Here is a 22,781-nt window from a genome sequence, read left to right on the forward strand (position 1 = left end):
GCCGCTTTCGTCTCAGCCCATGGCGTCGGCGTCGGCGATCACGGTGAGGGCGGAATGGAGCTGCAGCCAGCTGGCGGGCAGCTCCGCTGTGGGGGGGGCCTGGAGGGCACGGCGCAGGATGGCCGCCTTCTCGGCGCCGGTGACCACCAGCAGCACCCGGCGGGCCGAGAGGATCTCGGCCAGTCCCAGGGTGATGGCCTGTTCGGGAACGGCGTTGGGGTCACCCCCGAAGGCGCCAGCGTTCTGGCGGCGGGTGTGGCCGCTGAGTGTCACGCAGCGGCAGGCCATCCCAGGGTCCGAGGGGGGTTCGTTGAAGCCCACGTGGCCGTTGAGGCCCAGGCCCAGCAGTTGCAGACCGATGCCGCCGGCCGCGGCGACGGCCGCGCCATAGCGATGGGCTTCGGCCTTCGGATCGGCGGCCTGTCCATCGGGGAGTTGCACCCGCTCGAGGGCCAGGCCGAGGGGAGCCACCAGCTGGCGGGCCATGGTGGCGGCGAAGGAGCTGGGGTCCTGGGGCGTCAGCCCCACGTACTCGTCCAGGTTGAAGCTGCACCAGGTGTCCCGCACCCTGGCGGCCAGGGCGGGCTCCAGCCGATCCAGCCGTCGGGCCAGGGACGCGTACACCGGCGCCATGGTGCGTCCAGTGGCCAAGCCCAGGGGGAACTGCGGGCGCAGCCGATCCGCCAGCAGCAGGGCCGCCACACGTTCGGCCACCGCCGCCGCATCGGCCAGAACGACGGGCGTGATGGCCGGACTGATGGGGTGGAGCGTCGCGTGCTGCCTCAAAGGGAGGCGTAGGGGAGGATCCTGACCCCCTGGTAGTAGTGCTGCAGGATCTGGCGGTAATCCTCGCCCCGCAGGGCCAGGCCGTAGGCCCCCCACTGGCTCATGCCCACCCCGTGGCCGTAGCCGCGACCGCTGACCAGCAGCGTTGGCGCGGCCGGTGGTCGGGGGGTGCGCCACGGGGCCTGGACGATGCCGGACGCCAGGGAGCGGATCCCCTCGGGTGTGAACACGCCCTGCAGGGAGGGCAGCGGGGGAGGGAACGGGTAGCCCCTGGGGGCCTCGAAGTCGAAGCGGGCCAGGGTGCTGCGCAGGCCCAGCCGCTGCCGCAGCTCGGCGCCCGTGAGCAGCAGCGAGCCTCCCGGTCCCGTCACCCGGGCCTGGCGGATGCGGCCGGAGCCGGTGGTGGAGAGCACCTCGATGCGGAAGGCGCCATCGATCTCCCGGAAGGCCCTGGTCAGTTTGTCGGGCTCGACGCGCAGCTGCCAGGCATGGACAGGGCTGGCCTGGTCGAAATCGGGCACGCTGACCAGATAGGGGAGCTGCTGGCGCCAGATGTCGCCGCTGTTTTCGGTCAGGCCGCCACTGCTGCTGTGGAAGACCGCGTTGATCAGGGCGGAACCGTGCACCAGCACCTGGGAGCGGGTGCTGCGCACCGCTTCACGGGTGGAGTCGGTTTCGGCCTCCACCCCCTTGTAGACCTGGCTGGCCACCGTGGCCTTGAGGTCGAAGGGGGCGGCCGGCCGGCGTTGGCGCAGGGCGTAGGTGCGGGCCGCCACCGCCTGGGCCCGCAGGGCCGCCTGCGGCCAGCTGGCCGGCATCTCGCTGCCCACCACGCTGGGCAGATAGCTCTCGACATCGATCAGGTTGATCGCCTGCAGCCGATCGCCCTCGCTGCGCACCAGCAGCCGGCCGCGGTAACGGCGCTGCAGCAGGGTCAGCACGGCCTCGCTCCCCTGGGCCGGGGCGGGATCGATCCAGGCCTGACCCGATGGCAGGGACAGCCGCCGGGGAGCACCGGCCGGCCCCTGCAGCCTCGCCTCCAGGGCCGCGCCGCTGCGGACCAGCTGCAGCCGGCCCCCCGGGGCCAGCTCCAGCAGGGTGCGCCCCGAGCCATCGCCCAGGCGCAGGGCGGCGCTGCCGGCCTCCAGTTCCAGGCTGGGGGCTTCCTGCAGCAGCACGCGCACCACGGGGGCCGGGGCCCTGGCCTCGATGGGCACCGGCGAAGCCAAGGCGGCCGGGAGCAGCGCCAGGGGCAGACCAGCGCGCCATCCGAAGCGGAGCAGGGACACGGGTGGACGCGAGCGACAACGGGTCATTCTGGACGGCTCTCTCGGCGATGGCTACGGCGCCGGCCACCAGACCGGCTGGCGGCGTGGCAGCATGCGCGTTGAGGCCTCCGGGTTGTGCAGGTCACCTTTCTGGGAACCAGTTCTGGTGTTCCCACCCGCGCCCGTAACGTTTCTGCCGTCGCCCTGCGTCTGCCCCAGCGGGCCGAGCTGTGGTTGTTCGATTGCGGCGAGGGAACGCAGCACCAGTTCCTGCGCAGCGAGCTGCGGGTGTCGCAGCTGCGCCGCATCTTCGTCACCCACATGCACGGTGACCACGTCTTTGGTCTGCCTGGACTCCTGGCCAGCCTCGGCCTGGCCGGCAGCTGTGGCGGGATCGATCTCTACGGACCGGATCCCCTGCGGGACTACCTGGAGGGGGTGATGCGCACCTCCTCCACCCGCATCGGCTACCCCCTGCGCACCCACCGGGTGAAGGAGGCCGCGGCCCGGGGCAGCCTGGTGCTCGATGACGACGACATCACGGTGCGCTGCACGGCCCTCACCCACCGGGTGCCGGCCTATGCCTACCGGGTGGATCAGAAGCCGCGGCCCGGCCGCTTCGACGTGGAGCGGGCCAGGGCCCTGGGCGTTCCCCCTGGTCCGGTCTATGGGGAACTCAAGGCCGGTCGCAGCGTCACCCTCGACGACGGCCGGGTGATCCGCGGCGAGGCCCTGTGCGGGCCGCCGCGGCCAGGCCGCAGCGTCGTGTACTGCACCGACACGGTGTTCAGTGAGGCGGCGGTGGCCCTGGCCCGTGGCGCCGATCTGCTGATCCACGAATCCACCTTCTCCCACGGCGAAGCGGAACTGGCCATCGCCCGCCAGCACTCCACCAGCACCATGGCCGCCCAGACCGCCCTGGAGGCGGGGGTGAAGCGGCTGGTGCTCACCCACCTCAGCCCTCGCTACGTGGCCGGGAATCCCATGACCCCCGACGACCTGGTGGCTGAGGCCCGAGCCATCTTCCCCGAGACGCTTGTGGCCAGGGACTTCCTCAGCCTTGAGGTGGGGGAGGCGGGCTGAGCCTGCAACAGTTCACGTGATTCGGTTCCGGGGGACCCATCGCCCGTGATACAAGGTCTCAGTTGCGGTCCCACCGCCATTTCGCCGGCTTCTTCCATGGCCCCCCTCTTTCTCTCAGCCGCCCCCTTTTCAGCCCTCCGCCGTGCCATCGCCCGGACCCTGCTGATCCTTCCCCTGGCCCTGCTGGTCTGCTTCGCGGGTCCCGCGGCAGCGGCCCAATGGAGCGCCGACGACCTCACCGTGCCGGTGTCCCCTGACGGCAGCCTGGTGACCTTCACAGAGAAGGAGGTCAAGAGCGGCCGCAAGCTCTTCAACGACAGCTGCGGCACCTGCCACGCCGGCGGCATCACCAAGACCAACCAGAACGTCGGTCTGGATCCCGAGACCCTCGCCCTGGCCACCCCGCCCCGGGATTCGGTCGACGCCCTGGTTGATTACATGAAGGACCCGACCTCCTACGACGGGGAGTACAGCATTTCCGACGTGCATCCCAGCCTGCGCAGCAGCGACGTGTTCGTGAAGATGCGCGACCTGGACGACGAGGACCTGCGCCTGATCGCCGGCTACATCCTGGTGGCCCCCAAGGTCCAGGGGATCCAGTGGGGCGGCGGCAAGATCTACTTCTGAGCCGTTAGCACTCTCCAGCCGGCAGCCCAGCGCTGGCCGGCTTTTTCATGGCCTGACAGGGAGGGGGGATTCAGGGTGCCGGGGCTGGAGGCGCCAGGTTGCCGGCTTCCAGGGACCCAGGCAGCTTGCTGTACCACCACTCCTGCAGGCCGGGGGCCAGCCGCTGGGGGAACAGGGTGATGATGGTGCAAGTGGGCCTGGACCCCGGCTGGAGCAGCTCCACGGCGTAGGAGGGGCAGCGGCGGGCGGCCAGGTCTGGCACGAAGCGGCGGCCGACGCGGCGCCAGCTGGGTTCCTTGCTGCGCCAGGCCAGGCGGCAACAGGGCCAGGGCAGTTCCTCCCGATCGAACAGGCGACAGCAGGGCCCCAGGACCCGGTAGCTGTACTGGCCGCCGGGGCTGGGATGCTCGCTGCCGGAGGCCAGCACGGTGTCCACCAGGAGTGACATGAAAAAGCCACCCCTGAGGGTGGCGGAGAAGAACACGGGGTTCAAGGGGCAATCCGCGCGAATCGCCCGGCGAGGAGCTCAGTAGAGCTCTTCTTCGGTGTGGGTCTTGATGGTGCAGTCGGAGGTGGGGTAGGCCACGCAGGTGAGGACGAAGCCGGCCTCGATCTGGTCGTCGTCGAGGAAGCTCTGGTCTGACTGGTCGACGGTGCCGGCGGTGAGCTTGCCAGCGCAGGTGGAGCAGGCGCCGGCGCGGCAGGAGTAGGGCAGATCAATGCCCTGCTCTTCGGCGGCGTCGAGGATGTACTGGTCGTCAGGAACCTCGATGGTCTTGTTCAGCCCCTCGCTCTCGTTGACGAGGGTGACCTTGTAGGAAGCCATGGAAGAGATTGGAGCTCACAGACACCCGGCAGCCAGGGCCTGAAGGACCCGCCCTTCCTACATCCGACAGGGGGCTTTCCCGGCGATCTTGGCCTCGCAGGCCGGGAAGGCCAATCAAAGCCAGGACACAGATCAGCGTGCCTTATGCAACATCTGAGGCCGAGCGGATCCGCAGCAGGCCCCAGCGGTCCTGTTCGACCCGCTGCTCCACCCGCCAGCCCGCGGCCCGCAGATCCCTCTCCAGGCCAGGGGCCTGATCCACCAGCAGACCGCTGAGCAGGCCCACCCCGCCGGGGCCCAGCAGGCGCGGAAAGCAGGGAATCAGGGCCTCGATCACCGGCGCCAGGATGTTGCAGAGCAACAGATCGGCGCCGCGCCCCCCCAGCAGCTCCGAGAGGGACTCCGCCGACCCGGTGGTCACCGTCAGCGCCTGCGCGCCGTCCAGGCCGTTCAGGGCGGCGTTCTCCCGGGTCGCCCGCTCCGCCAGGGGGTCGGTGTCGGCGGCCGCCACGGTCGCCGCCCCCAGCCGCAGGGCGGCCAGGCCCAGGATGCCGCTGCCGCAGCCCAGATCGGCCACCCGCAGCTCCCGCAGGCCCGGCCCCAGGCCGGCCCGCTCCCGTTCGCTGGCCAGGGCTTCGAGCGCCTCCAGGCAGAGGCGGGTGGTGGGGTGGCTGCCGGTGCCGAAGGCGCTGCCCGGATCGATGCGGATCACCAGGCGATCGGCCTGCTCCGGCGGCACCTCCAGCCAGGCCGGCAGCACCAGCAGCCGCTCGCCCACCGGATCGGGCCGCCAGTGACTCTTCCAGCTCAGGCTCCAGTCCTCGTCGTCCTGGCGGTGCCAGCGGACCTCCGGCAGCACCAGGTTGAAGGGTTCCCCCAGGGGGGCCAGGGCCCGCTCCAGCTCCAGCCGCTGGTCGGCGGGCCAGTCGCTTTCGGGCAGCCAGGCCAGCAACTGGCGGCGCTCCGGCGCCTCGGGGGGATGCTGCAGGGCGACCCGCGGCACCCCCAGGAGCGGCAGCTTCCAGAGCAGGGATTCCTCCAGTTCGGCAGGGGCGGCCATCTCCAGCCGCCACCAGACCAGGCCCATCAGAGGGTGACCGGATGGGCGGCCTGGATGCCGTTGATGTCGTGGATCACCGCCAGCAGGCTGGGGGGAATCGGGTCATCGAGGCTCAGCACCATCACGGCGTCGCCCCGCACGATGCGGCGCCCCACCTGCATCGAGGCGATGTTGACGTTGTGCTCGCCGAGCAGGGAGCCCAGCTGGCCGATGATGCCGGGCATGTCCCGGTGCCGCGTGAAGAGCATGTGACGGCTCGGCGTCACGTTCACCGGGAACTCGTCGATGGTGGTGATGCGCAGTTCCCCGTCGGTGAACACCGCGCCGGTGACGCTGTGGTTGCCGCGGGGGCTACGGGAGCTCAGCTGGAGGGAGCCGCCGGCGAAGTCGCGGCTGGCATCGTCCTTCACCTCAAGCACGTGGATGCCGCGCTCCTTGGCCTCGAGAGTGGCGTTGACGTAGTTGATGCTGTCGCCCAGGGCGGCCGAGAGGATGCCCTTGAGGGCCGCCACCACCAGGGGCTGGGCCGGGTGGGAGGCGAATTCCCCCTGCAGCCGCACCTCCAGTTCGCTGATCTGGCCACTGGCCAGCTGGCTGAGCAGCAGGCCGAGGGTTTCGGCCAGTTGCAGGTGCGGTTTCAGCTGTTCCATCACCTCGGCGGTGAGGCCGGGGATGTTGACGGCGCTGCGGGCCGGCAGGCCCAGCAGCACGTCCCGGATCTGCTCGGCCACGTCGATGGCCACGTTCTCCTGGGCTTCCTCCGTGGAGGCCCCCAGATGGGGGGTGAGGATCAGCCGCTCCTTGACCAGCCGCAGCGGTGAATCGGCTGCCAGGGGTTCTTTGGCAAACACGTCGATCGCCGCGCCGGCGATCACCCGGTTGTCCACCGCCTCGGCCAGGGCCTGTTCATCGATGATGCCGCCGCGGGCGCAGTTCACCAGCCGGGCGGTGGGCTTCATCGTGGCCAGCAGGGCCGCGTTGACCAGGTTCTCGGTGTCCGGGGTTCGGGGCAGGTGCAGGCTGATGTAGTCGGCTTCGGCGAACAGCTGGGGCAGGGCGAGCAGGCGCACCTGCAGGAGCTGGGCCCGCTCGGCGGAGATGAACGGGTCGTAGGCGGCCACGTCCATGCCCAGGGCCCGGGCGACGCGGGCCACGTGGGAGCCGATCTTGCCGAGCCCGACCACGCCCAGGGTTTTCTTGTAAAGCTCGTTGCCCACGTAGGTCTTGCGGTCCCAGCCGCCGGCCATGGTGCTGGCGTGGGCGTGGGGCACGTGCCGCGACAGGGAGAGCATCAGCGCCAGGGCATGCTCGGCGGCGGCGATCGTGTTGCCTTCTGGAGAATTCACGACGATGACGCCGCGACGGGTGGCGGCTGGCACATCGACGTTGTCGACCCCGACGCCGGCCCGGCCGATGATGCGCAGCTGGCTGGCGGCCTCGATCACCTCGGCGGTCACCTGGGTGCCGGAGCGGATCATCAGGCCGTCGTACGCGCCGATGCAGCCCACCAGCTGCTCCGGGCTGAGACCCGTGCGCACGTCCACTTGGGCAACCTGGGAGAGGATGTCAATCCCCGCCTGGTCGATGGGATCGGAGACCAGAACCTTCGTCATGTCCGGCAGCGGTGCGGGGGGCGGGGGGCGGGGGGTACGCCCCCAGAGGGGCAGGCCGGAGGTGCAGTGTAGAGAGCGGTGAGGAGACGAGCCCATGTCACTGAGTGTGGTGGTCGTGTTGGACGATCGCGATCGCCTGCAGGCGCTGCGGGATCGATTACTGGCGCTTCAGCCGGCCCTGACCCGTGTGCTGGCGATCGGCAGCGGTGAGGCGACCATGTCGGACGTCGAGCGACTGGACCCGGCCACGGCCCGGCGGCGGCGGCAGCAGTCGCTGGTCCGCTGGTTGCTGCCCTTCGGTTTTCTGGCCGGTCTCACCTTCACCCAGATCACGGATCTGCACACCTTCAGCTTCGCCGGGGCCTACGGGGAACCGCTGATCGGCGGCCTGCTGGGCATGGGCTCCGGCTGGATGGGCAGCTTCGCCGCCGCTGCCAGCGTCAGCTCCGAGGAGGATGACCGCATCCGCATTCTGCGCAACCGGCTCGAGGAGGGCTGCTGGCTGCTGCTGCTGGAGGTACCCGCCGGGAGGGAGATCCCCTGGAGCACCATCCAGCTGGCACAACCGAAGGCGGTCGTGCGGCTGGATGACACCTGAGATCGGGCGCCATGCTTCCACGACGGGACTTACTGGCAGGAAGTCGCCACCCCGAGGCCCTGGAGGGCCTGTTCAGCCTGGCGGAAACGGCCCTGCGCACCTGGGAGCCCCAGGTCAGCGGTTTTCTTGACGCCTCGGTGCGGGAGGAGGCCGAGGCCAGACTCGGCGCCCTCAGTGAACTGAGCCTCGCCAGCGACGGCGGCCACCCCGGCGCCGAGCGCCGCTGCCTGCTGCTGGGACGGGCGGGACAGGAGCCCACGGCCCCTGATCTGATGGGGCTGGAGGTCAGCGGCAATTTCCTTTTCGATCCCGCCTCCGCGACCGACATGGTCGAAGGACTGGCCCGCGCCGGTGCCAGCGCGGCGGAGCGGGGCGATCTGTGGCTGCGGGGCGATCGGGGCGCCCAGGCCATCGTCTCAGCGGCCCTGGCCGGGCGGCTGGATGGGGGGGAGGGCCTGGTGCGCACGGTGTCGGTGCGCTTCGAGGCCAGGCCCATCGAGGCGCTGCAGCTGCCAGCCCAGCGCCTGCCCCGCCAGCTGACCACCGTGGAAGCCTCCCTGCGGCTGGATGCCCTGGCCTCCGCCGGTTTCGGCCTGTCCCGTAACCGCATGGCCACCCTGATCCGCCAGGGGGCCGTTCGCATCGACTGGCGCGTGGTCAGCAGCCCTAGCCAGCCGCTGGCCGTGGGCACGCGGGTCCAGCTGGAGGGGCGGGGGGAGTTGGAGGTGTTGGCGATCGATCCCACCAAGCGGGAGCGCTTCCGGATCCGGATGGAGCGCCATTGAGACGCTGGGACCTCAGTTGACAGGAGGGAAGGTCGGCGAGTAGGAAAAGCCTTGGGAAGAGGCGGATCCAACGGATTTCCCGTTGGTGAAGTTGCGCTCGACATTCCGTTTCGATCTCTATCGAGATACCTGTCGTTTTCCCTGCACCTCGGTGACCCGGAAACGGGCGATTAGCTCAGAGGTAGAGCACTACCTTGACACGGTAGGAGTCACTGGTTCGATTCCAGTATCGCCCATTTCAGCTCTATTTAATTCCCCTGAATCTGCAGGCATTCAATTGTCTGTCGTTTCGCTGCTACCCTCAGCCGAACGTGCCTGTGAGCCTGCCAGCGTGAGCCCCACCGAGGCCGTTCCACCTCTGTCCTGCACGGTGGTTGTGGGGCTCGGTCGATCGGGGCTGGGGGCCGCCCGTTTGCTTCACGCTCGCGGCGAGACGGTGGTGGTGATCGAGAGCGGCGACTCTCCAGACCTTCGGGCCCGGGCCGCCGAGCTGGAGAGCGAGTCCATGGCGGCGCACCTGGGGGTTCCCCTCAGTGTCGAGGCGTTCTACGCCTTGCCGCTGCCGCCGTCGGCGGTGGTGGTGAGTCCGGGCATTGCCTGGAACCATCCGGTGCTGGAGCAGCTGCGCTCCCGGGGGGTGCAGGTGCAGGGGGAGATCGTGCCCGCCTGGCAGGCCAGCCGGGATGTGCCCTGGATCGGCATCACCGGCACCAACGGCAAGACCACCGTCACTTGCCTGGTGCACCACCTGCTGGAGCAGGGCGGCAAGGACGCGCCGCTCTGCGGCAATGTCGGCATTTCCGCCGCCGAGGTGGTGCTGCAGCGGCGCCTGGAGGACGGCCACCGCCCTGACTGGCTGGTGGTGGAACTGAGCAGCTACCAGCTGGAGGCGGCCCCGGCGGTCGCCCCAGCCATCGGCGTGTGGACCACCCTCACCCCCGACCACCTGGAGCGCCACGGCACCTTGGCTGCCTACCGGGCCATCAAGCGGCGCCTGTTGGAGCAATCGCGTCTCCGCATCCTCAACGCCGACGACCCCGACCTGCGCCGCCACGCGGACACCTGGGACCAGGCCGACTGGATCACCGCCGGGCCCAAGCAGGCCCTGCCAGCCGGCCTCGACCCGGTGCTCTGGATCGATGAGCACGACCTGGTGCAGGGGCGCCAGGGACCCCTCTTCCCCGCCAGTGCCCTGGCGATGCCCGGGGCCCACAACCGCCAGAACCTGCTGCTGGCGGTGGCGGTGGGGCTCCAGGCCGGGCTGGAGCCAGCGGCGATGGAGGCCGCCTGTCGCTGCTTCCCCGGCGTGCCCCACCGGCTGGAGCGTCTCCGCCACCTCAACGGCGTCACCTGGTTCAACGACAGCAAGGCCACCAATTTCGATGCCGCCGAAGTAGCCCTGCGGGCCCTGGAGGGACCGTTGGTGGTGCTGGCCGGTGGTCAGTCGAAGCAGGGGGAGGCCAAGACCTGGCTGGAGCGGCTCCAGGAGCGGGCGGCAGCGGTGGTGCTCTACGGCGCCGCCCGGGAGGAATTCACTGGCCTGCTGCACGCCAGCGGCTATGGCGGTGTGGTGCGGCAGGTGGAGGATCTGGAGGCTGCCGTGGCCCTGGCCGCCAGCCTGGCGCCGCAGCTCGGCTGCCAGGGGGTGCTGCTGTCCCCGGCCTGTGCCAGCTTCGATCAGTACACCAGTTTCGAGGCCCGCGGTGACCACTTCCGTCGGCTGGTGCTGGCCCTCTGAGACAGAAGACCCATGGCCTGGTGGTTGATGAAGAGTGAGCCGGATGTCTACGGCATCCAGCACCTGCAGGCGGAGGGCACCACCCTCTGGGACGGGATCCGCAACTATCAGGCCCGCAACTTCATGCGCTCGATGCAGATCGGTGACCGCGCTTTTTTCTACCACTCCAATGTCAGTCCCCCCGGCATCGTCGGCCTGATGGAGGTGATCGAAACGGCGGTGCTGGATCCCAGCCAGTTCGACCCCAGCTCCAAGTACTTCGATCCGGCCTCAAAGCCTGGGGCCCCCCGCTGGGACTGCGCCCGTCTGGCCTATCGCGCCACGTTCCCGGCGATGCTCAGCCTTGAGGCCCTGCGGGAGTCGTTCAGCGTCGAGGACCTGGTGGTGGTGCGGCGGGGCAACCGTCTCTCGATCCTGCCGGTGAGTGACGCCAGCGCGGCGCGGATCTTCACCCTGCTGGGGGTGACTCCGGACGCCTGAGTCGATACCCATCCCTGCTCAGGCCGCCGGCGCCGAAAACGCCTGATGGCCAGGAAACAGGTTGGCCAGATAGCAGCGGGTCACCCCCCGGTTGCGGACGCCGTTCTGCACAAGAAAGCCCGCCAGGGCGGCCTGGAACAGCCGGTACTGGTCCCAGTTGGGGTGGCACTCGATGAACTGACGCATGGCCTCCAGCAGCGGTTCGGGCACCTCCGCCCGCAGGCTCACCAGCGACTCGGCCCCGTCCAAGGGCAGGGTTCTCGGGCGGGCCATTGCGGATTCCATGCAGTGCGTCAGCCACTTCTCCACACTGAAGCGGCCACGTCAAACGGCAGCGGCTCAGGCGAGGGGTGCCAGGTCCCAGCTTGAGACACAAGCCATTGCAGGGGCTTTCAGGCGTCCCCCGCGTTGCCATCCTCCCGCCGCAGCGGAGGCCGGCTGCTGTCAAGCCAGGGCGGCGGCCGGCGCCGTTTCTCCCCAGCTGAGGACAGGGGACAACGGCAGAGGAGCCCCGCCTGGGGAGAAACGGTGCAAAACAGGGGTGGCGGTTGCGGAATCCGCCAACGATCAAGAATCCTGATCGCTTCCATCGTGCCCAGCGGGTCTCAGGCGCTCCAGGGCCGCGGCAAAGGCTTCGCTGGCGGCGGCACTCCAGCCCCCTTCGATTCCCCGCGATCCCGGCTCCGGGGCGAGTACCAACTGCAGCGACCAACCGTGCAGATCCCCCCGCAGGCCCAGCCACAGGGATCCACCGCGGTCAGCCCGGGGATCCCCGATCGGCAATTCCAGCTCGATGTCGATGGCTTCGTCCGCCATCAGGGTGGACTTGAGGGCCCTGTGCTGGGCCGACAGGCGACCTGCCGCCTGTTGCAAGGCGTGCAGTTCGGCTCCTGTCAGTTCGCTGGCCCACCCATCACCGCCGATCAGGGCGGAGTAGGGGGTGCGGCTCTGGTCCACCACCAGCCGCCAGCCCTGGCCTTCGCCGATCTCCACAGCGGATTGGGATGGGCCCGGCTCAGCCGGGCAGCAGGTCGGGCTGGTCCTGCTCGTCGCTGAGTTCGACGATGGCCCGCTGCACGGGCTTGATCATCGAGTCGTCGAGCAGGCCGTCGAAATCGTCGAAGCGGCGTTGCTTGGCCCGGAAAGCGATGCGAACGGTGGTCAGGTAGCGGTTGCTGGAGTGCCGGATCAGGCTCTCTCCTCTCTGGGCCAGCTCCTTGGCGTTGAGATCGCTGTTTGGCATACAAACCTGACTATCAATAACGGCAGCCTAGATCAGCCCCCCGGCCCGCCCTTCCCCGCTGCACAAGGCCTAGAAGGGGAGCACCCGCGCCCGTGCGCCAGCAGGTCCACCGCCGCCATTTCGGCCCCCACCGCCCCCCTCCGACGACCCATGCCCGGAACCCTCGCCATCGACCTGGGCAGCAGCACCACCGTGGTGGCCTGGCAGGACAGCCAGGGACCTCCCCGGCTGCTGCCCCTGCCGCCCTACAGCTGCGGCGACCCCTGCGTGGTGCCCAGCCTGCTGTGGCTGGAGACACCCGACGCCGACCGGCCCCTGATCGGCCGGCAGGTGCTGGAGGCGGCCCTGGCCGATGGCGACCATCCCGGCCTCTGCAGGGATTTCAAGCGGCACATCGGGGCCCCGACGCCTGCCCCACCGGAAGGCTGGCCCACGGCCGAGCGGGCCGGTGCCCTGCTGTTGGAGGGGCTCTGGCGGGTCCTGCCGCCGGGGATGGTGCCGGAGCGGCTGGTGCTCACCGCCCCGATCGAGACCTACCGGGGCTACCGGGCCTGGCTGCAGCGGGCCAGCCGCGATCTGGCCGTGCCGGAGCTGGCGCTGGTGGATGAGCCCACCGCCGCCGCCATCGGCGCCGGACTGCCCGCCGGCAGCCGGGTGCTGGTGGTGGACATGGGCGGTGGCACGATCGATCTCTCCCTGGTGGCTTTGGAGGGTGGAGAGGGGCGGGCGGCGCCGATCGCCCAGCTGTTGCGCTTCGCGGGCCGGGATCTGACCCGCAGCAGCCAGACCCTGCGCTGCGCCCGGGTGATCGGCAAGGCAGGTGTGGCCCTCGGCGGGCGGGACATCGATCATTGGATTGCGGCCCACCTCTGCCCGGAAGTCCCCGTCGACGGCGCCCTGCTGCAACTCGCCGAGCGGCTCAAGTGCCAGCTCAGCGACGCCCCCGAGGCCCTGCAGATCCAGGCGACGGCAGGATCCTTGCGCGAACTGACCCTCAGCCGGCCGGCCTTCGAGCGGCTGCTGGAGGAGCGGGGCCTGCTGCAACTGCTCGATGGCCTGCTGGAAGCGGTGCTGGCGGCCGCCCGCCGGGAGGGACTGGGGCTGGGCGCCATCGACGCGGTGCTGCCGGTGGGGGGTAGCAGCCGGATCCCCCTGATTCGCCGCTGGCTGGAGAGCCGCTGTCCGGGCGTGCCCCTGCGGGGCGAGCGGCCCGTGGAGGCCGTGGCCCTGGGGGCCCTGGCCCTGACGCCCGGTGTCCGGGTGCGGGACGTGCTGGCCCGTGGCGTGTCCCTGCGCTGCTGGGACCGGCGCAGCGGCTGCCACCGCTGGCATCCCCTGTTCATGGCCGGCCAGAGCTGGCCCACGGAGCAGCCCCTGGAGCTGGTGCTGGCCTGCAGCAGGGATGGCCAGGACCAGCTGGAACTGGTGCTGGGGGAGCCCTTACCCGAAGAACGGGCCGAAGTGGTCTTTGAGGGGGGGCTGCCGGTGCTGCGCGAGCGACCGGCGGGGGCGGCCCCGGTGCGGCCCTGGTCCACGCCGCCGCGGGCCATCCCCCTGGCCTCCCCTGGCCGCCGTGGCGTCGACCGGCTGCGGCTGCGGTTCCACATTGATGCCGAGGCCCAGCTCCTGGTGGAGTGCGACGACCTGGAGGCGCCCGCCGACGCTGGTCGCCAGGGGGGGCAACGCCTCGGCCCGGTGCGCTGAGGCCCAACGCTGGTGGACGCCGACCAGGCTGCCCCCGGGACCGGGCGCCGGCGCCGGCCATTGCATACAAAGGAGAGACCCGCCCCGCTCCCCCCTCCCCTTGGCCCTTCGCCGGCACAGACTTCCCCGTTTCTGGCTGGCCATCACCCTGGGTTCGGTCGCTGCGGCCATCGGTCTGGGCTACTGGTGGGAACGCCAGCTGCCCGTGCGCCTGGAGCAGGCCTCCGCCAGCGGCCGCCTCGACGATTGCCTGCGCTACAGCGAACAGCTGGCCGCCCTCAGCTGGCTGCCCGGCCGCACCCCTTTTGATCGTGGCCGTTGCCTGCGGGCCAAGGCCGACCAGCTCTGGGGCGAGGCGAACTGGAGTGAGGCCCTGCGGCTGCAGCGCCAGGTGATCAACTCCAGGGCCGGCACCCCCTCCGATCGCGAGCGGCTCGCCCGTTGGCAGCGCCAGCTGCGGACCCTGGCCTTGAACCGCTTCCAGGCCGGTGATCTGCCTGGAGCCCTGGCGGCGCTCTCGCCCCTGGGGGAGGAGCGTAAGGACGCTGGCCGTTCCATGGGCGACGATCTGCAGGCGATCTGGAACCGCAACCGTTCCCAGCTGGAGCGGGCGACGCTGCTGGTGAAGCAGAGGCGCTGGTGGGAGGCCCTCGACAGCCTCAACCGCATCGACCATCCCTGGTGGCGTCAGCAGAGCCAACCCCTGCGGCAAGAGGTGAAAAAGGGCCTTGACCAGCTCAAGGGCATGGACCGGGAGCACGACAGCCACGGTTCCCTGCCCCATACCGTGTCCGGAGAGAAGCTGGACGGCCTGGTGCAACGCCGCATCGCCGCCGGCATGGATGAGTGGCAGGCGTTCCAGGAAGCCTGCAAGGAGCTGGGTGGACGGGTGGTCGAGGCCGGGCCCGAGAGCGCCTGCCAGCGCTGAGTCCCATGACAGGATGGCCGCGCAGAGCGTCCCGGTGGACATGCAGCCAGGTGATCAGGTCAAGGTGAGCAGCAGCGTGGTCGTCTACAACCACCCCCAGCACCGCGGTGAGGCCTTCGACATGGAAGGTCAGCAGGGGGAGGTGTTCAATATCCTCAACGACTGGAAGGGACGCCCCATCAGCCCGAACCTGCCAGTCGTGGTGGCCTTCGGCAAGTTCCGAGCCCACTTCCGCGAGGATGAACTGGCTGCCGTCTGAGGCCCTTCAAGTCCGGCAGCAGCCAGCGCGATAAACGTCAGTCCCGCAGCAGGTAGACGCCTTCCTCGCCATCGATGGCCTGGAGGCAGAGCTGGATGGTCTCGTGGCGGGCGGTGGGCACCACGCGACCGCAGTAATCCGGCTGGATCGGCACTTCCCGGTGGCCCCGGTCCACCATCACCAGCAGCCCCACCCGGCGGGGGCGTCCCCAGGCCTGCAGGGCCTCCAGGGCGGCCCGCACCGTGCGGCCGGTGAAGATGACGTCGTCGACGAGCACCACCTGACGGCCATCCACGGGCACCGGCAGCTGGGTGGCTTCCACCAGCCGGGTACCCACCCGCTCCAGGTCATCGCGGTGGAAGGTGGGGTCGAGGCTGCCGTGGGCAATGGGATGGCCGCAGATCGCCTCCAGCCGTCCGGCCAGAACGCGCGCCAGGGCCACGCCCCGGGTGGGGATGCCGAGCAGCACCAGGTCCTGGCTTTCGGCAACCGCCTCCAGGACCTGGGAGGCGAGCCTGTCGAGGGTGCGTCCCAGGTCCTGGGCGGAGAGCAGTTCCAACCTGTCCGCGGGTGCCGGACCGGCCATGGGCCTGGCCATGAAGCGTATGGCGTGTAACCAAAGCCTGACGCATTCTGGCCGGAAGAACGTCTTTCCAGGCGGGAGCTGTACCTTGGGTTTGTGTTGAAACGTGCAGTATTTCTCTCTGGTGACCGCAGTTCCCTCCCAGAAGCAGTCTGCCAACGGCAATGCCGAACGCGTTTCCTGCGAGGCGGCTGCCCCCGTCGCCCCGATGGTCCTGGCCATCCTTGATGGTTGGGGCTACAGCCACGAGCCAGACCACAATGCCGTCAGGGCGGCCGACACACCGGTGATGGACGCCCTGTGGCACGCCTATCCCCACACTCTGATCGAAGCCAGCGGCGCCGCCGTCGGCCTGCCGGATCACCAGATGGGCAACTCGGAGGTGGGCCACCTCACGATCGGCTCCGGCCGGATCATCCGCCAGGAGCTGGTGCGGATCGGCCAGGCGGTGCGCAGCGGCAGCATCGCCAGCAATCAGGCCCTCAACGACCTGGGCGACACCCTGGTGGCCAATGGCCGCCCCTTGCATCTGATCGGCCTCTGCTCCGATGGCGGCGTCCACAGCCATGTCGACCATCTCGGCGGCCTGCTGCGCTGGGCGGCCGGCCGCGGCCTCAGCGATGTGCTGGTGCATGTGGTCACCGATGGCCGTGACTCGGCCCCCCATGGCGGCCCGGGTTACCTGGCCCGCATTCAGGCGATGATCAACGAGGCCGGCGTGGGCCGGATCGCCACCCTCTGCGGCCGCTATTGGGCCATGGACCGCGACCAGCGCTGGGAGCGCACGGAGAAGGCCTACCGGCTGCTCACCGAGCCGGCCGAGATCTGCCCCCTCAGCCCTCTGGAGGTGCTCGAGGGCTCCTATGCCGAGGGCGTCACCGACGAGTTCCTGGAGCCGGTGCGCCTCGCTGAGGGACTCCTGGAAAGCGGCGATGGCCTGGTCTGCTTCAACTTCCGCCCCGACCGGGTGCGCCAGCTGATGCGCGCCCTGGTGCTGCCGGGCTTCGACGGCTTCCAGCGCCAGTGGATCGGCCCCCTCCACGTCGTCACCTTCACCCAGTACGAGCAGGGCCTGCCGGTGCAGGTGGCCTTCCCCCCCGAATCCCTCGATGGCCTGCTGGGCCAGGTGGTCTCCGAGCACGGCCTGCGGCAGTTCCGCACCGCCGAAACCGAGAAGTACCCCCACGTCACCTATTTCATGAATGGGGGCATCGAGCAGGCTTTCCCCGGCGAAGACCGCCATCTGGTGCCCTCGCCCCGCGTCGCCACCTACGACCAGGCGCCGGCGATGTCGGCGGAGAAGCTCACCGATAGCTGCATCGCCGCCATTGGCAAGGGGTTGTATTCCCTGGTGGTGATCAATTACGCCAACCCCGACATGGTGGGCCACACCGGCCAGATGGAGGCCGCCGCCGAAGCCGTCGCCACGGTTGACCGCTGCGTGGGCCGGCTGGTGGAGGCCACCACCCGCATGGGCGGCACCCTGCTGATCACGGCCGACCATGGCAATGCTGAAGTCATGCAGGGCCCCGATGGACTCCCCTGGACGGCTCACACCACCAATCCGGTGCCGGTGATCCTGGTGGAGGGCGAAAAGCGCCAGCTGCCCGGCCATGGCAACGACATCAGCCTGCGGGAGCACGGCGGCCTGGCTGACATCGCCCCCACGTTGCTGGAGATCCTGGGCCTGCCCAAGCCGGCCCGCATGACCGGCGTCTCGCTGGTGGTGCCGGCCTCCACGCCCGCCGCCCGGATTCCCCACACCCTCGGCGCCTGAGGGGCCGCTTCTGGGACGGCTAGTCTTGGAAAATGGTCAAGAACATTGTCTCCTCTCTCTGGATGCTCAGCGGCGCCCTGCTGATCATTTCTGTGCTTCTGCACAGCCCCAAGGGTGATGGCATGGGAGGTCTGGCCTCCAGTGGTGGCTCGATGTTCAGCAGCGCCCGCAGCGCCGAGAACACCCTCAACCGCATCACCTGGACCCTGCTCGCCCTGTTCCTGGGGCTGGCCGTGGTGCTGAGCGCCGGTTGGCTGGGCTGAACCGGATGGATCGCCGCAACTTTCTCTCCAGCCTGCTGGCCCGTCTGGGGGCACCCCTGGCGGGGCTGCTGCCCTTCCTGCCGGCCTCCAAGGCCCTGGCGGCGGCGAAGGCCACCGACCCCGCCTGGCAGCTGACCCCGGCGGAATGGAAGAAGCGCCTCAGCCCGGCGGCCTATGCGGTGCTGCGCGATGAGGGCACCGAGCGCCCCTTCAGCAGCCCGCTCAACAAGGAGAAGCGCAGCGGCACCTACGTCTGCGCCGCTTGCCGCCTGCCCCTGTTCGCCTCCACCACCAAGTTCGACTCCGGCACCGGCTGGCCGAGCTTCTGGCAACCCCTGTCCAAGGCGGTGGTCACCAAGACCGACTTCAAGCTGATCCTGCCGCGCACGGAATACCACTGCCGCCGCTGCGGCGGCCACCAGGGCCATGTCTTCGACGACGGACCCAAGCCCACCGGCAAGCGTTACTGCAACAACGGCGTGGCCCTGGCCTTCGTGCCGGGGGGCTGAGGTTCAGGCCGGCACTCCGTTCGCCCGGCGCTTTAGTCCGCCCCCGCCAGAACCGGTTCCCTGGTGCTGATGCCCGGCGCGGGCGGCGATGGCACCAGGGCATCCTGGCCGAGTTGATCGCCGATGCGCTCCCGGGCCAGCTGGCGGTACTCCCAGAAATGTTCGCCGGCAGCGCAGAGTCCCAGGTAGAGGGCCAGAAGCCTGGGCTGTTGCCGCGCCATCTGGAGTAGCTGTCGCCAGAACTGGCCGCAGAGTGAAGGGCGGCGCACCCCTTGGCGCCAGATCAGCAGGGCCAGCAAACGCAGCGCCCGGGCCGGCGGCACGTGCATCTGCTGGGCGCAGTGGGGATTGGGGGTGATGGCGAGGCAGTGATGCAGGCAGCGCTCCAGGTAGGTGGCGGGCTCATACATCCGCCAGAGGGCCTGGACGTACTCGCGGCCGATCTCCTGGGCCGGCCGGGTGGGCACGAAATTCATCAGGGCGTTCTGATCGCCGCAGAGGATATCCGCCTCCGGCAGCAGCCGCCCTTCCTGCTTCAGCCGCGTCCAGAGCGCCGTATTCGGCAGGGCCTGGAGAATCCCCAGCATCGGCTGGGGAATGGTCGTTTCGGCGATGAAGGCCTCGATGCGCTCTCCGGCCCCTGATCGTTCCCCGTCGAAACCAAGGATGAACCCGGCGTAGATGATCAATCCCGCCGCGTTGATCGTCCGGCAGGCTTCAACGAGCGGATGGCGGGTGTTCTGCTGCTTGCGCGTGATCGCGAGGCTGTCCTGGTCGGGTGTCTCGATGCCCAGGAAGACCCCGAAGAAGCCGGCCTGGGCCATCAGCTCCAGCAGGTCGGGCTGCTCGGCCAGATTCACCGAGGCTTCGGTGAGGAAGTTGAAGGGGTAGCGATGCTCCTGCATCCAGGGAATGAGGTCGCGGAGCAGGCGTTTGACGTTGTGCTGATTGCCGATGAAGTTGTCATCCACCATGAAGATGGATCCCCGCCAGCCCAGGTCGTACAGGGTCTGAAGTTCCCCCAGCAGCTGGTGGTTCTGCTTGGTCCGTGGCTTGCGGCCGTAGAGGTTGATGATGTCGCAGAACTCGCAGTTGAAGGGGCAACCGCGGGAGAACTGCACCGCCATCATCAGGTAGGCGTCTCGCTGCAACAGGTCGTAGCGGGGCCGGGGGCTGAGGCTGACATCCGGCTTCTGGTCGGCCCGGAACACCCCTGTGGGGGCGCCATTGCTGAGGGCCTCCAGGAAGGCGGGCACCGTGATCTCGCCCTCATCAAGGATCAGGTAGTGGGCCCCGGATTGCAGCGCATGGTCCGGCAGCGAGGTGGGATAGGGGCCACCGACCGCCACCTTTTTGCCCATCGCCACCGCCTTGCGGATCAGCTGGTCGAAATCCTCCCGTTGCACGAGCATCGCCGAGATAATCACAAGGTCGCACCAGTGCCAATCGTCCTCCGGCTCCTCGGCCACGTTCCTGTCGTGGAAACGCAGGTTCCATGCCGGCGGCAGCAGGGAGGCCACCGTGAGGATCCCCAGCGGTGGGATGAAGGCCTTGACGCCGGCCATCGCCAGGAACCGGTCGAACGACCAGAATGTTTTCGGGAAGAGGGGATAGAGCAGGAGTGCGTTCATCGGTTCGGCAACAACGCTGAGAAGGCATCCGGCCAGCAGCGCCGGTCCGTTCCGTTCAACGTAGGCACCGAATGAAAGTGCAAGCCGGAGTCGTGATGCTCAGTGACGTCAGTTGATGCACTCCCACTGCATTCTGCTGCTGAAGTACCGGTCGCTTCTGTTGCATCTGTGTCTTCACAGTGTGCAGCACCCATGGACATGAAGCAGCAAGGGCCTTGGCAGCCACTCCCTTTCCCAGGGGCTGCAGGCCTCCGGGCGAGACCAGGAGGAGAGACGCCCAGCAGGAGCGGCCAATCGGGAGCAGTGATCTCCAGGCTGTCGTCGTAGCGGGTCTGAACCGCAAAGAAGGTGAGATCAGCAATCCGCTCGAATGGGCTCACATCTGTGCCCGATTCCTCCAACCAATCCATCAGGGCAACGAGGTCGTGGGTGAAGGGAGCGAGGCCGCCACGTGAGTGGATCCAGCTTTTCAGCGCTTTCTCGCAGGCCTGCTGCAACAGGAAGCCGATGCTGCTGTCGCGAAATCCTGAGAGCTCCACCATGCGCCGCGCTTCATCAGGGTCGGACAGGGCGATCCGGAGGAAGCGAATCGCGTCGGGGTCAGCCGTGCAGCAGGATTCCCTCCTGGTACGCCTGGGTGGTGACGGCGCTTCGGTCCTGCTGCCGTTGGATCACCTCAGTTTCGGAGTAAAGAAGCAGATCAAGAGGCAGCCGATGGCTTGAGTATTGGCCCCAGAGGGCTCCCAGCACGCGAACCGGATCGTGGCCGGCGAGCCAGTGATCCGGCACGGTGATCAGCAGATCAACGTCGGAGTCGGGCCGGGCGGTGCCCCTGGCGCGGGATCCGAAGAGCCTCACCTGCGCTTCCGGGATGGCCGCTGTGATCCCTGAGGCGACGGCGTTGATGCGCGGGTCGATCGGGATGGCGGAAGTGGCGAAGGAGGCAACAGTCATGGGGGCATTCTGGTCATGGAGCCTCGATAGCGACCACCCTGCGCTGAGCGTGCGGGTACGGAACCTGCCGAGTGGTTCCACATCAATAGTGGTATCGAGCCTGCAGAAACTCGACGCGGTCAGCTTTGACGAGGTAGACGCAGCGGTGCTCCTGGGCAAGCCGGCGCGACCAGACCCCTGAGCCGAGGTGTTTAAGCGGTTCCGGTTTGCCGATGCCGCTGAAGGGATCGCGCAGCACGGCCTTCATCAGCTCCAGCAGGCGGCGAGCGGTGCGGCGAGGAGTCTGCCTGGCATGGCGCCGATCAGCCTCGATCCAGTGCTGCAGGTCCTCCAGGAACTCCGGATGGCACACCGCTTCTCGCTGGGTACTCATGCCTCCAGCTGGGCTTCGAGATCCTCAAGGCGGAGGGCGGGAAGGGTGTCGCTCTGGGCGCGTTCCAGGGCCGCAAGCAGTCGGGCGGCATTACGGGGTGAGCGCAGCAGGTGGGCCGTTTCCAGCAGCCCCTCCAGCTCATCTGCCGCCACCAAGGCGACATCACCGCCCTGACGGCGACGCACCATCACCACCTCGCGATCCTCCACCACCCGGTCCATCAGGGCCTTGAGCTGGTCGCGGGCGGCGGTGTAGGTGGTTTCGATGCTCATGGAGCTGTACAGGAAGTCTGTCCAGGCAAGCTGGTTTTGGCTGCTGAGATCGGGCCTGGCGCCCTGGCCAGGGTGCATGGCTCCAGCTGAACGGCCTCAGGCCTGCTCAGAGGGAGTCATGCAGCACAAGCCCCTCATGGCAGACTGTGAACTCCACAGTTCCTGGAATTCGACAGCGCTCGTCGTAACGGGCCTGGCTGGTCACCACCAGATCCTCCGACATCAGCACACCGCGCAGTGCCTTCTGCAATCGCACCGTTTCGCTGTAGCGGCTGGTGAGCTCGGGCTCCACCACCAGCAGATCCAGATCGTTGGCGGCGGCAAGTTCGCCCCGGGCAGCCGAACCAAAGGCGATCAGGCGCAGCGGTGAGGCCGCCGCCACGAGCCGGTTCACCACGTCGTTCACCTTCTCGGTGGTGACAGCCCAGGGCTGGCCTTGTCCACCGGCGGCCATGGCAAGAGTGGCTTGGGTCATGGGGCCGGAAAAGTCGGCCGGCGAACGGGCCGGAACCTGAGGCTAAGGGTGGAAAGCGATTTCACGACTCCTTCTCCAGCTGCCGCTCCAGCGACTGGCGGATCAGGCCGATGGCATAGGGCACCTCTTCCAGTGCGTTGAGCCGCAAGGCTTGGGTCAAGGTTTGGTCTTCACTGCGGCGTTGAGCAGATGGGGGAGCCTGGAGCCGTGCAGCTGAATGAACCGGCCGGGCTCGTTAGATTGGGCCGATGCCTGGCTCATCCCTCATCCCTGTTGCGGGGGTCGCCCCTGCCGCCGATCGCTCGGATGTGCTCGATCGGCTCACCACCGATGCCAGCACCCTGAGGGCGATGGGGCTCACACGCTGCGCCGTCTTCGGCTCGTTTGCACGTGATCAGGCGATCCATCCTGAGAGTGACGTCGATCTCCTCGTGACCTTCGAGCCTGGTCGTAAAGACTTTGACGCTTATCTTCTGCTGGTGGACCACCTGGAAACCATTCTGGCCAGGCGCGTTGATCTGGTGACCACGGAGGGCTTGAGCAGACATCTGGCCGTTTCGGTTCTTGGAGAGGCCTTGGATGTCGCCCTCGGCGCGTGAGCTGCTGCTGCATATCCTGGATGAGACTTCCTATCTCCTGTCAGCCTCTGATCAGCTGAATCAAGCTGAATTCCTCGCCGATCCAACCCTGAAAAGGGCCTTCTCCCGAAGCCTCGAAATCATCGGAGAAGCCGTGAAGTCGCTTCCGATCGCGCTCACGGATGCACAACCACAGGTGGACTGGCGATCGATCGCCCGAATGCGCGACCGCCTGATTCATCACTATTTTGGAATCGACTATGAGATGGTCTGGGGCGTGGTGACTACCAAAGTGGTCCCGCTTGACCACGCTGCACGAACATGTCTTGAGCAGTTCGACGATCAAATGAAGGGCTGATTTTGTTCGT

Annotated in this window: 30 protein-coding genes and 1 tRNA gene; 15 read left to right on the forward strand and 16 right to left on the reverse strand. The window is 68.6% G+C overall.

The genetic code is table 11. The features are described 5' to 3' along the window. Window positions 1–12: 12 nt before the first annotated feature. Complete coding sequence (locus tag KBZ33_RS12095; protein ID WP_254953412.1) at window positions 13–786, reverse strand: glucosamine-6-phosphate deaminase; 774 nt, start codon at window positions 784–786, stop codon at window positions 13–15. Further along, complete coding sequence (locus tag KBZ33_RS12100; protein ID WP_261362413.1) at window positions 783–2,102, reverse strand: SpoIID/LytB domain-containing protein; 1,320 nt, start codon at window positions 2,100–2,102, stop codon at window positions 783–785. Before KBZ33_RS12100 ends, KBZ33_RS12095 begins: the two co-directional genes overlap by 4 nt. A gap of 87 nt (window positions 2,103–2,189) precedes the next feature. Here KBZ33_RS12100 and rnz point away from each other — a divergent pair, with 87 nt between their 5' ends. Then, window positions 2,190–3,137 (forward strand): ribonuclease Z, encoded by a 948-nt coding sequence (rnz, locus tag KBZ33_RS12105; RefSeq protein ID WP_254953408.1) that lies wholly within the window; start codon window positions 2,190–2,192, stop codon window positions 3,135–3,137. A 96-nt stretch (window positions 3,138–3,233) separates the two neighbouring features. Continuing rightward, window positions 3,234–3,764: a photosystem II cytochrome c-550 gene (gene psbV, locus KBZ33_RS12110; RefSeq protein ID WP_254953406.1), complete on the forward strand. Its 531-nt coding sequence runs from the start codon at window positions 3,234–3,236 to the stop codon at window positions 3,762–3,764. A 70-nt stretch (window positions 3,765–3,834) separates the two neighbouring features. On the opposite strand, the gene KBZ33_RS12115 is transcribed toward psbV, so the two are convergent. The 4 genes from KBZ33_RS12115 to serA form a co-directional block, all read right to left on the reverse strand. Continuing rightward, entirely contained in the window at window positions 3,835–4,212 is a 378-nt protein-coding gene (locus tag KBZ33_RS12115; protein WP_254953492.1) for a hypothetical protein, read from the reverse strand. A 78-nt stretch (window positions 4,213–4,290) separates the two neighbouring features. After that, on the reverse strand, window positions 4,291–4,590 hold the full coding sequence (locus KBZ33_RS12120; RefSeq protein ID WP_094585612.1) for a ferredoxin: 300 nt from the start codon (window positions 4,588–4,590) through the stop codon (window positions 4,291–4,293). 142 nt (window positions 4,591–4,732) lie between these two features. After that, on the reverse strand, window positions 4,733–5,677 hold the full coding sequence (gene prmA / locus KBZ33_RS12125) for a 50S ribosomal protein L11 methyltransferase (protein ID WP_254953404.1): 945 nt from the start codon (window positions 5,675–5,677) through the stop codon (window positions 4,733–4,735). Further along, complete coding sequence (serA, locus tag KBZ33_RS12130; protein ID WP_254953402.1) at window positions 5,677–7,263, reverse strand: phosphoglycerate dehydrogenase; 1,587 nt, start codon at window positions 7,261–7,263, stop codon at window positions 5,677–5,679. Before serA ends, prmA begins: the two co-directional genes overlap by 1 nt. A 94-nt stretch (window positions 7,264–7,357) precedes the next feature. Between serA and KBZ33_RS12135 the strand changes: the two genes are divergently transcribed. The 5 genes from KBZ33_RS12135 to KBZ33_RS12155 all read left to right on the forward strand — a co-directional run bounded on the left by KBZ33_RS12135 (window position 7,358) and on the right by KBZ33_RS12155 (window position 10,864). After that, window positions 7,358–7,861 (forward strand): hypothetical protein, encoded by a 504-nt coding sequence (locus KBZ33_RS12135; protein ID WP_254953400.1) that lies wholly within the window; start codon window positions 7,358–7,360, stop codon window positions 7,859–7,861. Between the two features lie 11 nt (window positions 7,862–7,872). After that, window positions 7,873–8,646, forward strand: coding sequence for a photosystem II S4 domain protein (locus KBZ33_RS12140; protein WP_254953398.1), 774 nt, complete (start codon window positions 7,873–7,875; stop codon window positions 8,644–8,646). A 164-nt stretch (window positions 8,647–8,810) separates the two neighbouring features. Next, window positions 8,811–8,882 (forward strand) — tRNA-Val (locus KBZ33_RS12145). A gap of 95 nt (window positions 8,883–8,977) precedes the next feature. Then, on the forward strand, window positions 8,978–10,384 hold the full coding sequence (gene murD / locus KBZ33_RS12150) for a UDP-N-acetylmuramoyl-L-alanine--D-glutamate ligase (RefSeq protein ID WP_254953396.1): 1,407 nt from the start codon (window positions 8,978–8,980) through the stop codon (window positions 10,382–10,384). A 12-nt stretch (window positions 10,385–10,396) separates the two neighbouring features. Then, on the forward strand, window positions 10,397–10,864 hold the full coding sequence (locus KBZ33_RS12155; RefSeq protein ID WP_254953389.1) for an EVE domain-containing protein: 468 nt from the start codon (window positions 10,397–10,399) through the stop codon (window positions 10,862–10,864). Window positions 10,865–10,882: 18 nt separating this feature from the next. Here the strand turns inward: KBZ33_RS12155 and KBZ33_RS12160 are convergent, their stop codons facing one another. From KBZ33_RS12160 to KBZ33_RS12170, 3 genes are all read right to left on the reverse strand, one after another. After that, window positions 10,883–11,137 carry a DUF2811 domain-containing protein gene (locus KBZ33_RS12160; RefSeq protein ID WP_254953387.1) on the reverse strand — a complete coding sequence of 85 codons (255 nt, stop codon included), beginning with the start codon at window positions 11,135–11,137 and terminating at the stop codon, window positions 10,883–10,885. A gap of 294 nt (window positions 11,138–11,431) precedes the next feature. Continuing rightward, window positions 11,432–11,857, reverse strand: a complete 426-nt coding sequence (locus KBZ33_RS12165; RefSeq protein WP_254953386.1) for a DUF1818 family protein — start codon at window positions 11,855–11,857, stop codon at window positions 11,432–11,434. Window positions 11,858–11,879: 22 nt separating this feature from the next. Beyond that, window positions 11,880–12,107, reverse strand: a complete 228-nt coding sequence (locus KBZ33_RS12170; protein ID WP_254953384.1) for a DNA-directed RNA polymerase subunit omega — start codon at window positions 12,105–12,107, stop codon at window positions 11,880–11,882. Window positions 12,108–12,257: 150 nt separating this feature from the next. On the opposite strand from KBZ33_RS12170, the gene KBZ33_RS12175 reads away from it, so the two are divergent. The 3 genes from KBZ33_RS12175 to KBZ33_RS12185 all read left to right on the forward strand — a co-directional run bounded on the left by KBZ33_RS12175 (window position 12,258) and on the right by KBZ33_RS12185 (window position 14,998). Further along, window positions 12,258–13,811: an Hsp70 family protein gene (locus KBZ33_RS12175; RefSeq protein WP_254953382.1), complete on the forward strand. Its 1,554-nt coding sequence runs from the start codon at window positions 12,258–12,260 to the stop codon at window positions 13,809–13,811. 100 nt (window positions 13,812–13,911) lie between these two features. Beyond that, on the forward strand, window positions 13,912–14,739 hold the full coding sequence (locus KBZ33_RS12180; RefSeq protein ID WP_254953380.1) for a hypothetical protein: 828 nt from the start codon (window positions 13,912–13,914) through the stop codon (window positions 14,737–14,739). Window positions 14,740–14,779: 40 nt separating this feature from the next. Next, complete coding sequence (locus KBZ33_RS12185; RefSeq protein ID WP_254953491.1) at window positions 14,780–14,998, forward strand: ferredoxin-thioredoxin reductase variable chain; 219 nt, start codon at window positions 14,780–14,782, stop codon at window positions 14,996–14,998. Between the two features lie 37 nt (window positions 14,999–15,035). On the opposite strand, the gene pyrR is transcribed toward KBZ33_RS12185, so the two are convergent. Continuing rightward, entirely contained in the window at window positions 15,036–15,584 is a 549-nt protein-coding gene (pyrR, locus tag KBZ33_RS12190; protein WP_254953379.1) for a bifunctional pyr operon transcriptional regulator/uracil phosphoribosyltransferase PyrR, read from the reverse strand. A 205-nt stretch (window positions 15,585–15,789) separates the two neighbouring features. On the opposite strand from pyrR, the gene gpmI reads away from it, so the two are divergent. From gpmI to msrB, 3 genes are read left to right on the forward strand one after another with little or no spacing between them, the layout of a single operon-like run. Continuing rightward, a complete protein-coding gene (gene gpmI / locus KBZ33_RS12195; protein WP_254953490.1) occupies window positions 15,790–17,358 on the forward strand; it encodes a 2,3-bisphosphoglycerate-independent phosphoglycerate mutase in 1,569 nt (522 codons plus the stop codon). A 32-nt stretch (window positions 17,359–17,390) separates the two neighbouring features. After that, entirely contained in the window at window positions 17,391–17,621 is a 231-nt protein-coding gene (secG, locus tag KBZ33_RS12200) for a preprotein translocase subunit SecG (RefSeq protein ID WP_254953377.1), read from the forward strand. A 5-nt stretch (window positions 17,622–17,626) separates the two neighbouring features. After that, window positions 17,627–18,130 carry a peptide-methionine (R)-S-oxide reductase MsrB gene (msrB, locus tag KBZ33_RS12205; protein ID WP_254953375.1) on the forward strand — a complete coding sequence of 168 codons (504 nt, stop codon included), beginning with the start codon at window positions 17,627–17,629 and terminating at the stop codon, window positions 18,128–18,130. A gap of 32 nt (window positions 18,131–18,162) precedes the next feature. Here the strand turns inward: msrB and KBZ33_RS12210 are convergent, their stop codons facing one another. The 6 genes from KBZ33_RS12210 to KBZ33_RS12235 form a co-directional block, all read right to left on the reverse strand. Further along, window positions 18,163–19,761, reverse strand: coding sequence for a B12-binding domain-containing radical SAM protein (locus KBZ33_RS12210; RefSeq protein ID WP_254953373.1), 1,599 nt, complete (start codon window positions 19,759–19,761; stop codon window positions 18,163–18,165). Beyond that, window positions 19,758–20,351: a HEPN domain-containing protein gene (locus KBZ33_RS12215; RefSeq protein WP_315859198.1), complete on the reverse strand. Its 594-nt coding sequence runs from the start codon at window positions 20,349–20,351 to the stop codon at window positions 19,758–19,760. The genes KBZ33_RS12210 and KBZ33_RS12215 overlap by 4 nt, the downstream gene beginning before the upstream one ends. Window positions 20,352–20,361: 10 nt before the next feature. Then, entirely contained in the window at window positions 20,362–20,715 is a 354-nt protein-coding gene (locus KBZ33_RS12220; protein ID WP_254953372.1) for a nucleotidyltransferase domain-containing protein, read from the reverse strand. 82 nt (window positions 20,716–20,797) lie between these two features. Then, window positions 20,798–21,088 (reverse strand): Txe/YoeB family addiction module toxin, encoded by a 291-nt coding sequence (locus tag KBZ33_RS12225; RefSeq protein ID WP_254953370.1) that lies wholly within the window; start codon window positions 21,086–21,088, stop codon window positions 20,798–20,800. Beyond that, complete coding sequence (locus KBZ33_RS12230; protein WP_254953368.1) at window positions 21,085–21,360, reverse strand: type II toxin-antitoxin system Phd/YefM family antitoxin; 276 nt, start codon at window positions 21,358–21,360, stop codon at window positions 21,085–21,087. Before KBZ33_RS12230 ends, KBZ33_RS12225 begins: the two co-directional genes overlap by 4 nt. 106 nt (window positions 21,361–21,466) lie before the next feature. Continuing rightward, on the reverse strand, window positions 21,467–21,835 hold the full coding sequence (locus tag KBZ33_RS12235; RefSeq protein WP_254953360.1) for a nucleotidyltransferase domain-containing protein: 369 nt from the start codon (window positions 21,833–21,835) through the stop codon (window positions 21,467–21,469). A gap of 248 nt (window positions 21,836–22,083) precedes the next feature. Here KBZ33_RS12235 and KBZ33_RS12240 point away from each other — a divergent pair, with 248 nt between their 5' ends. Both KBZ33_RS12240 and KBZ33_RS12245 read left to right on the forward strand, forming a co-directional pair. Next, window positions 22,084–22,434: a nucleotidyltransferase family protein gene (locus KBZ33_RS12240; protein ID WP_254953358.1), complete on the forward strand. Its 351-nt coding sequence runs from the start codon at window positions 22,084–22,086 to the stop codon at window positions 22,432–22,434. After that, window positions 22,415–22,771 carry a DUF86 domain-containing protein gene (locus tag KBZ33_RS12245; protein ID WP_254953356.1) on the forward strand — a complete coding sequence of 119 codons (357 nt, stop codon included), beginning with the start codon at window positions 22,415–22,417 and terminating at the stop codon, window positions 22,769–22,771. The genes KBZ33_RS12240 and KBZ33_RS12245 overlap by 20 nt, the downstream gene beginning before the upstream one ends. The last annotated feature ends 10 nt before the right edge of the window (window positions 22,772–22,781 follow it).

Origin of the sequence: Cyanobium sp. Cruz-8D1 (assembly GCF_024345975.1) — a bacterium.
In the GTDB taxonomy this organism is placed as follows: Bacteria; Cyanobacteriota; Cyanobacteriia; order PCC-6307; family Cyanobiaceae; genus Cyanobium.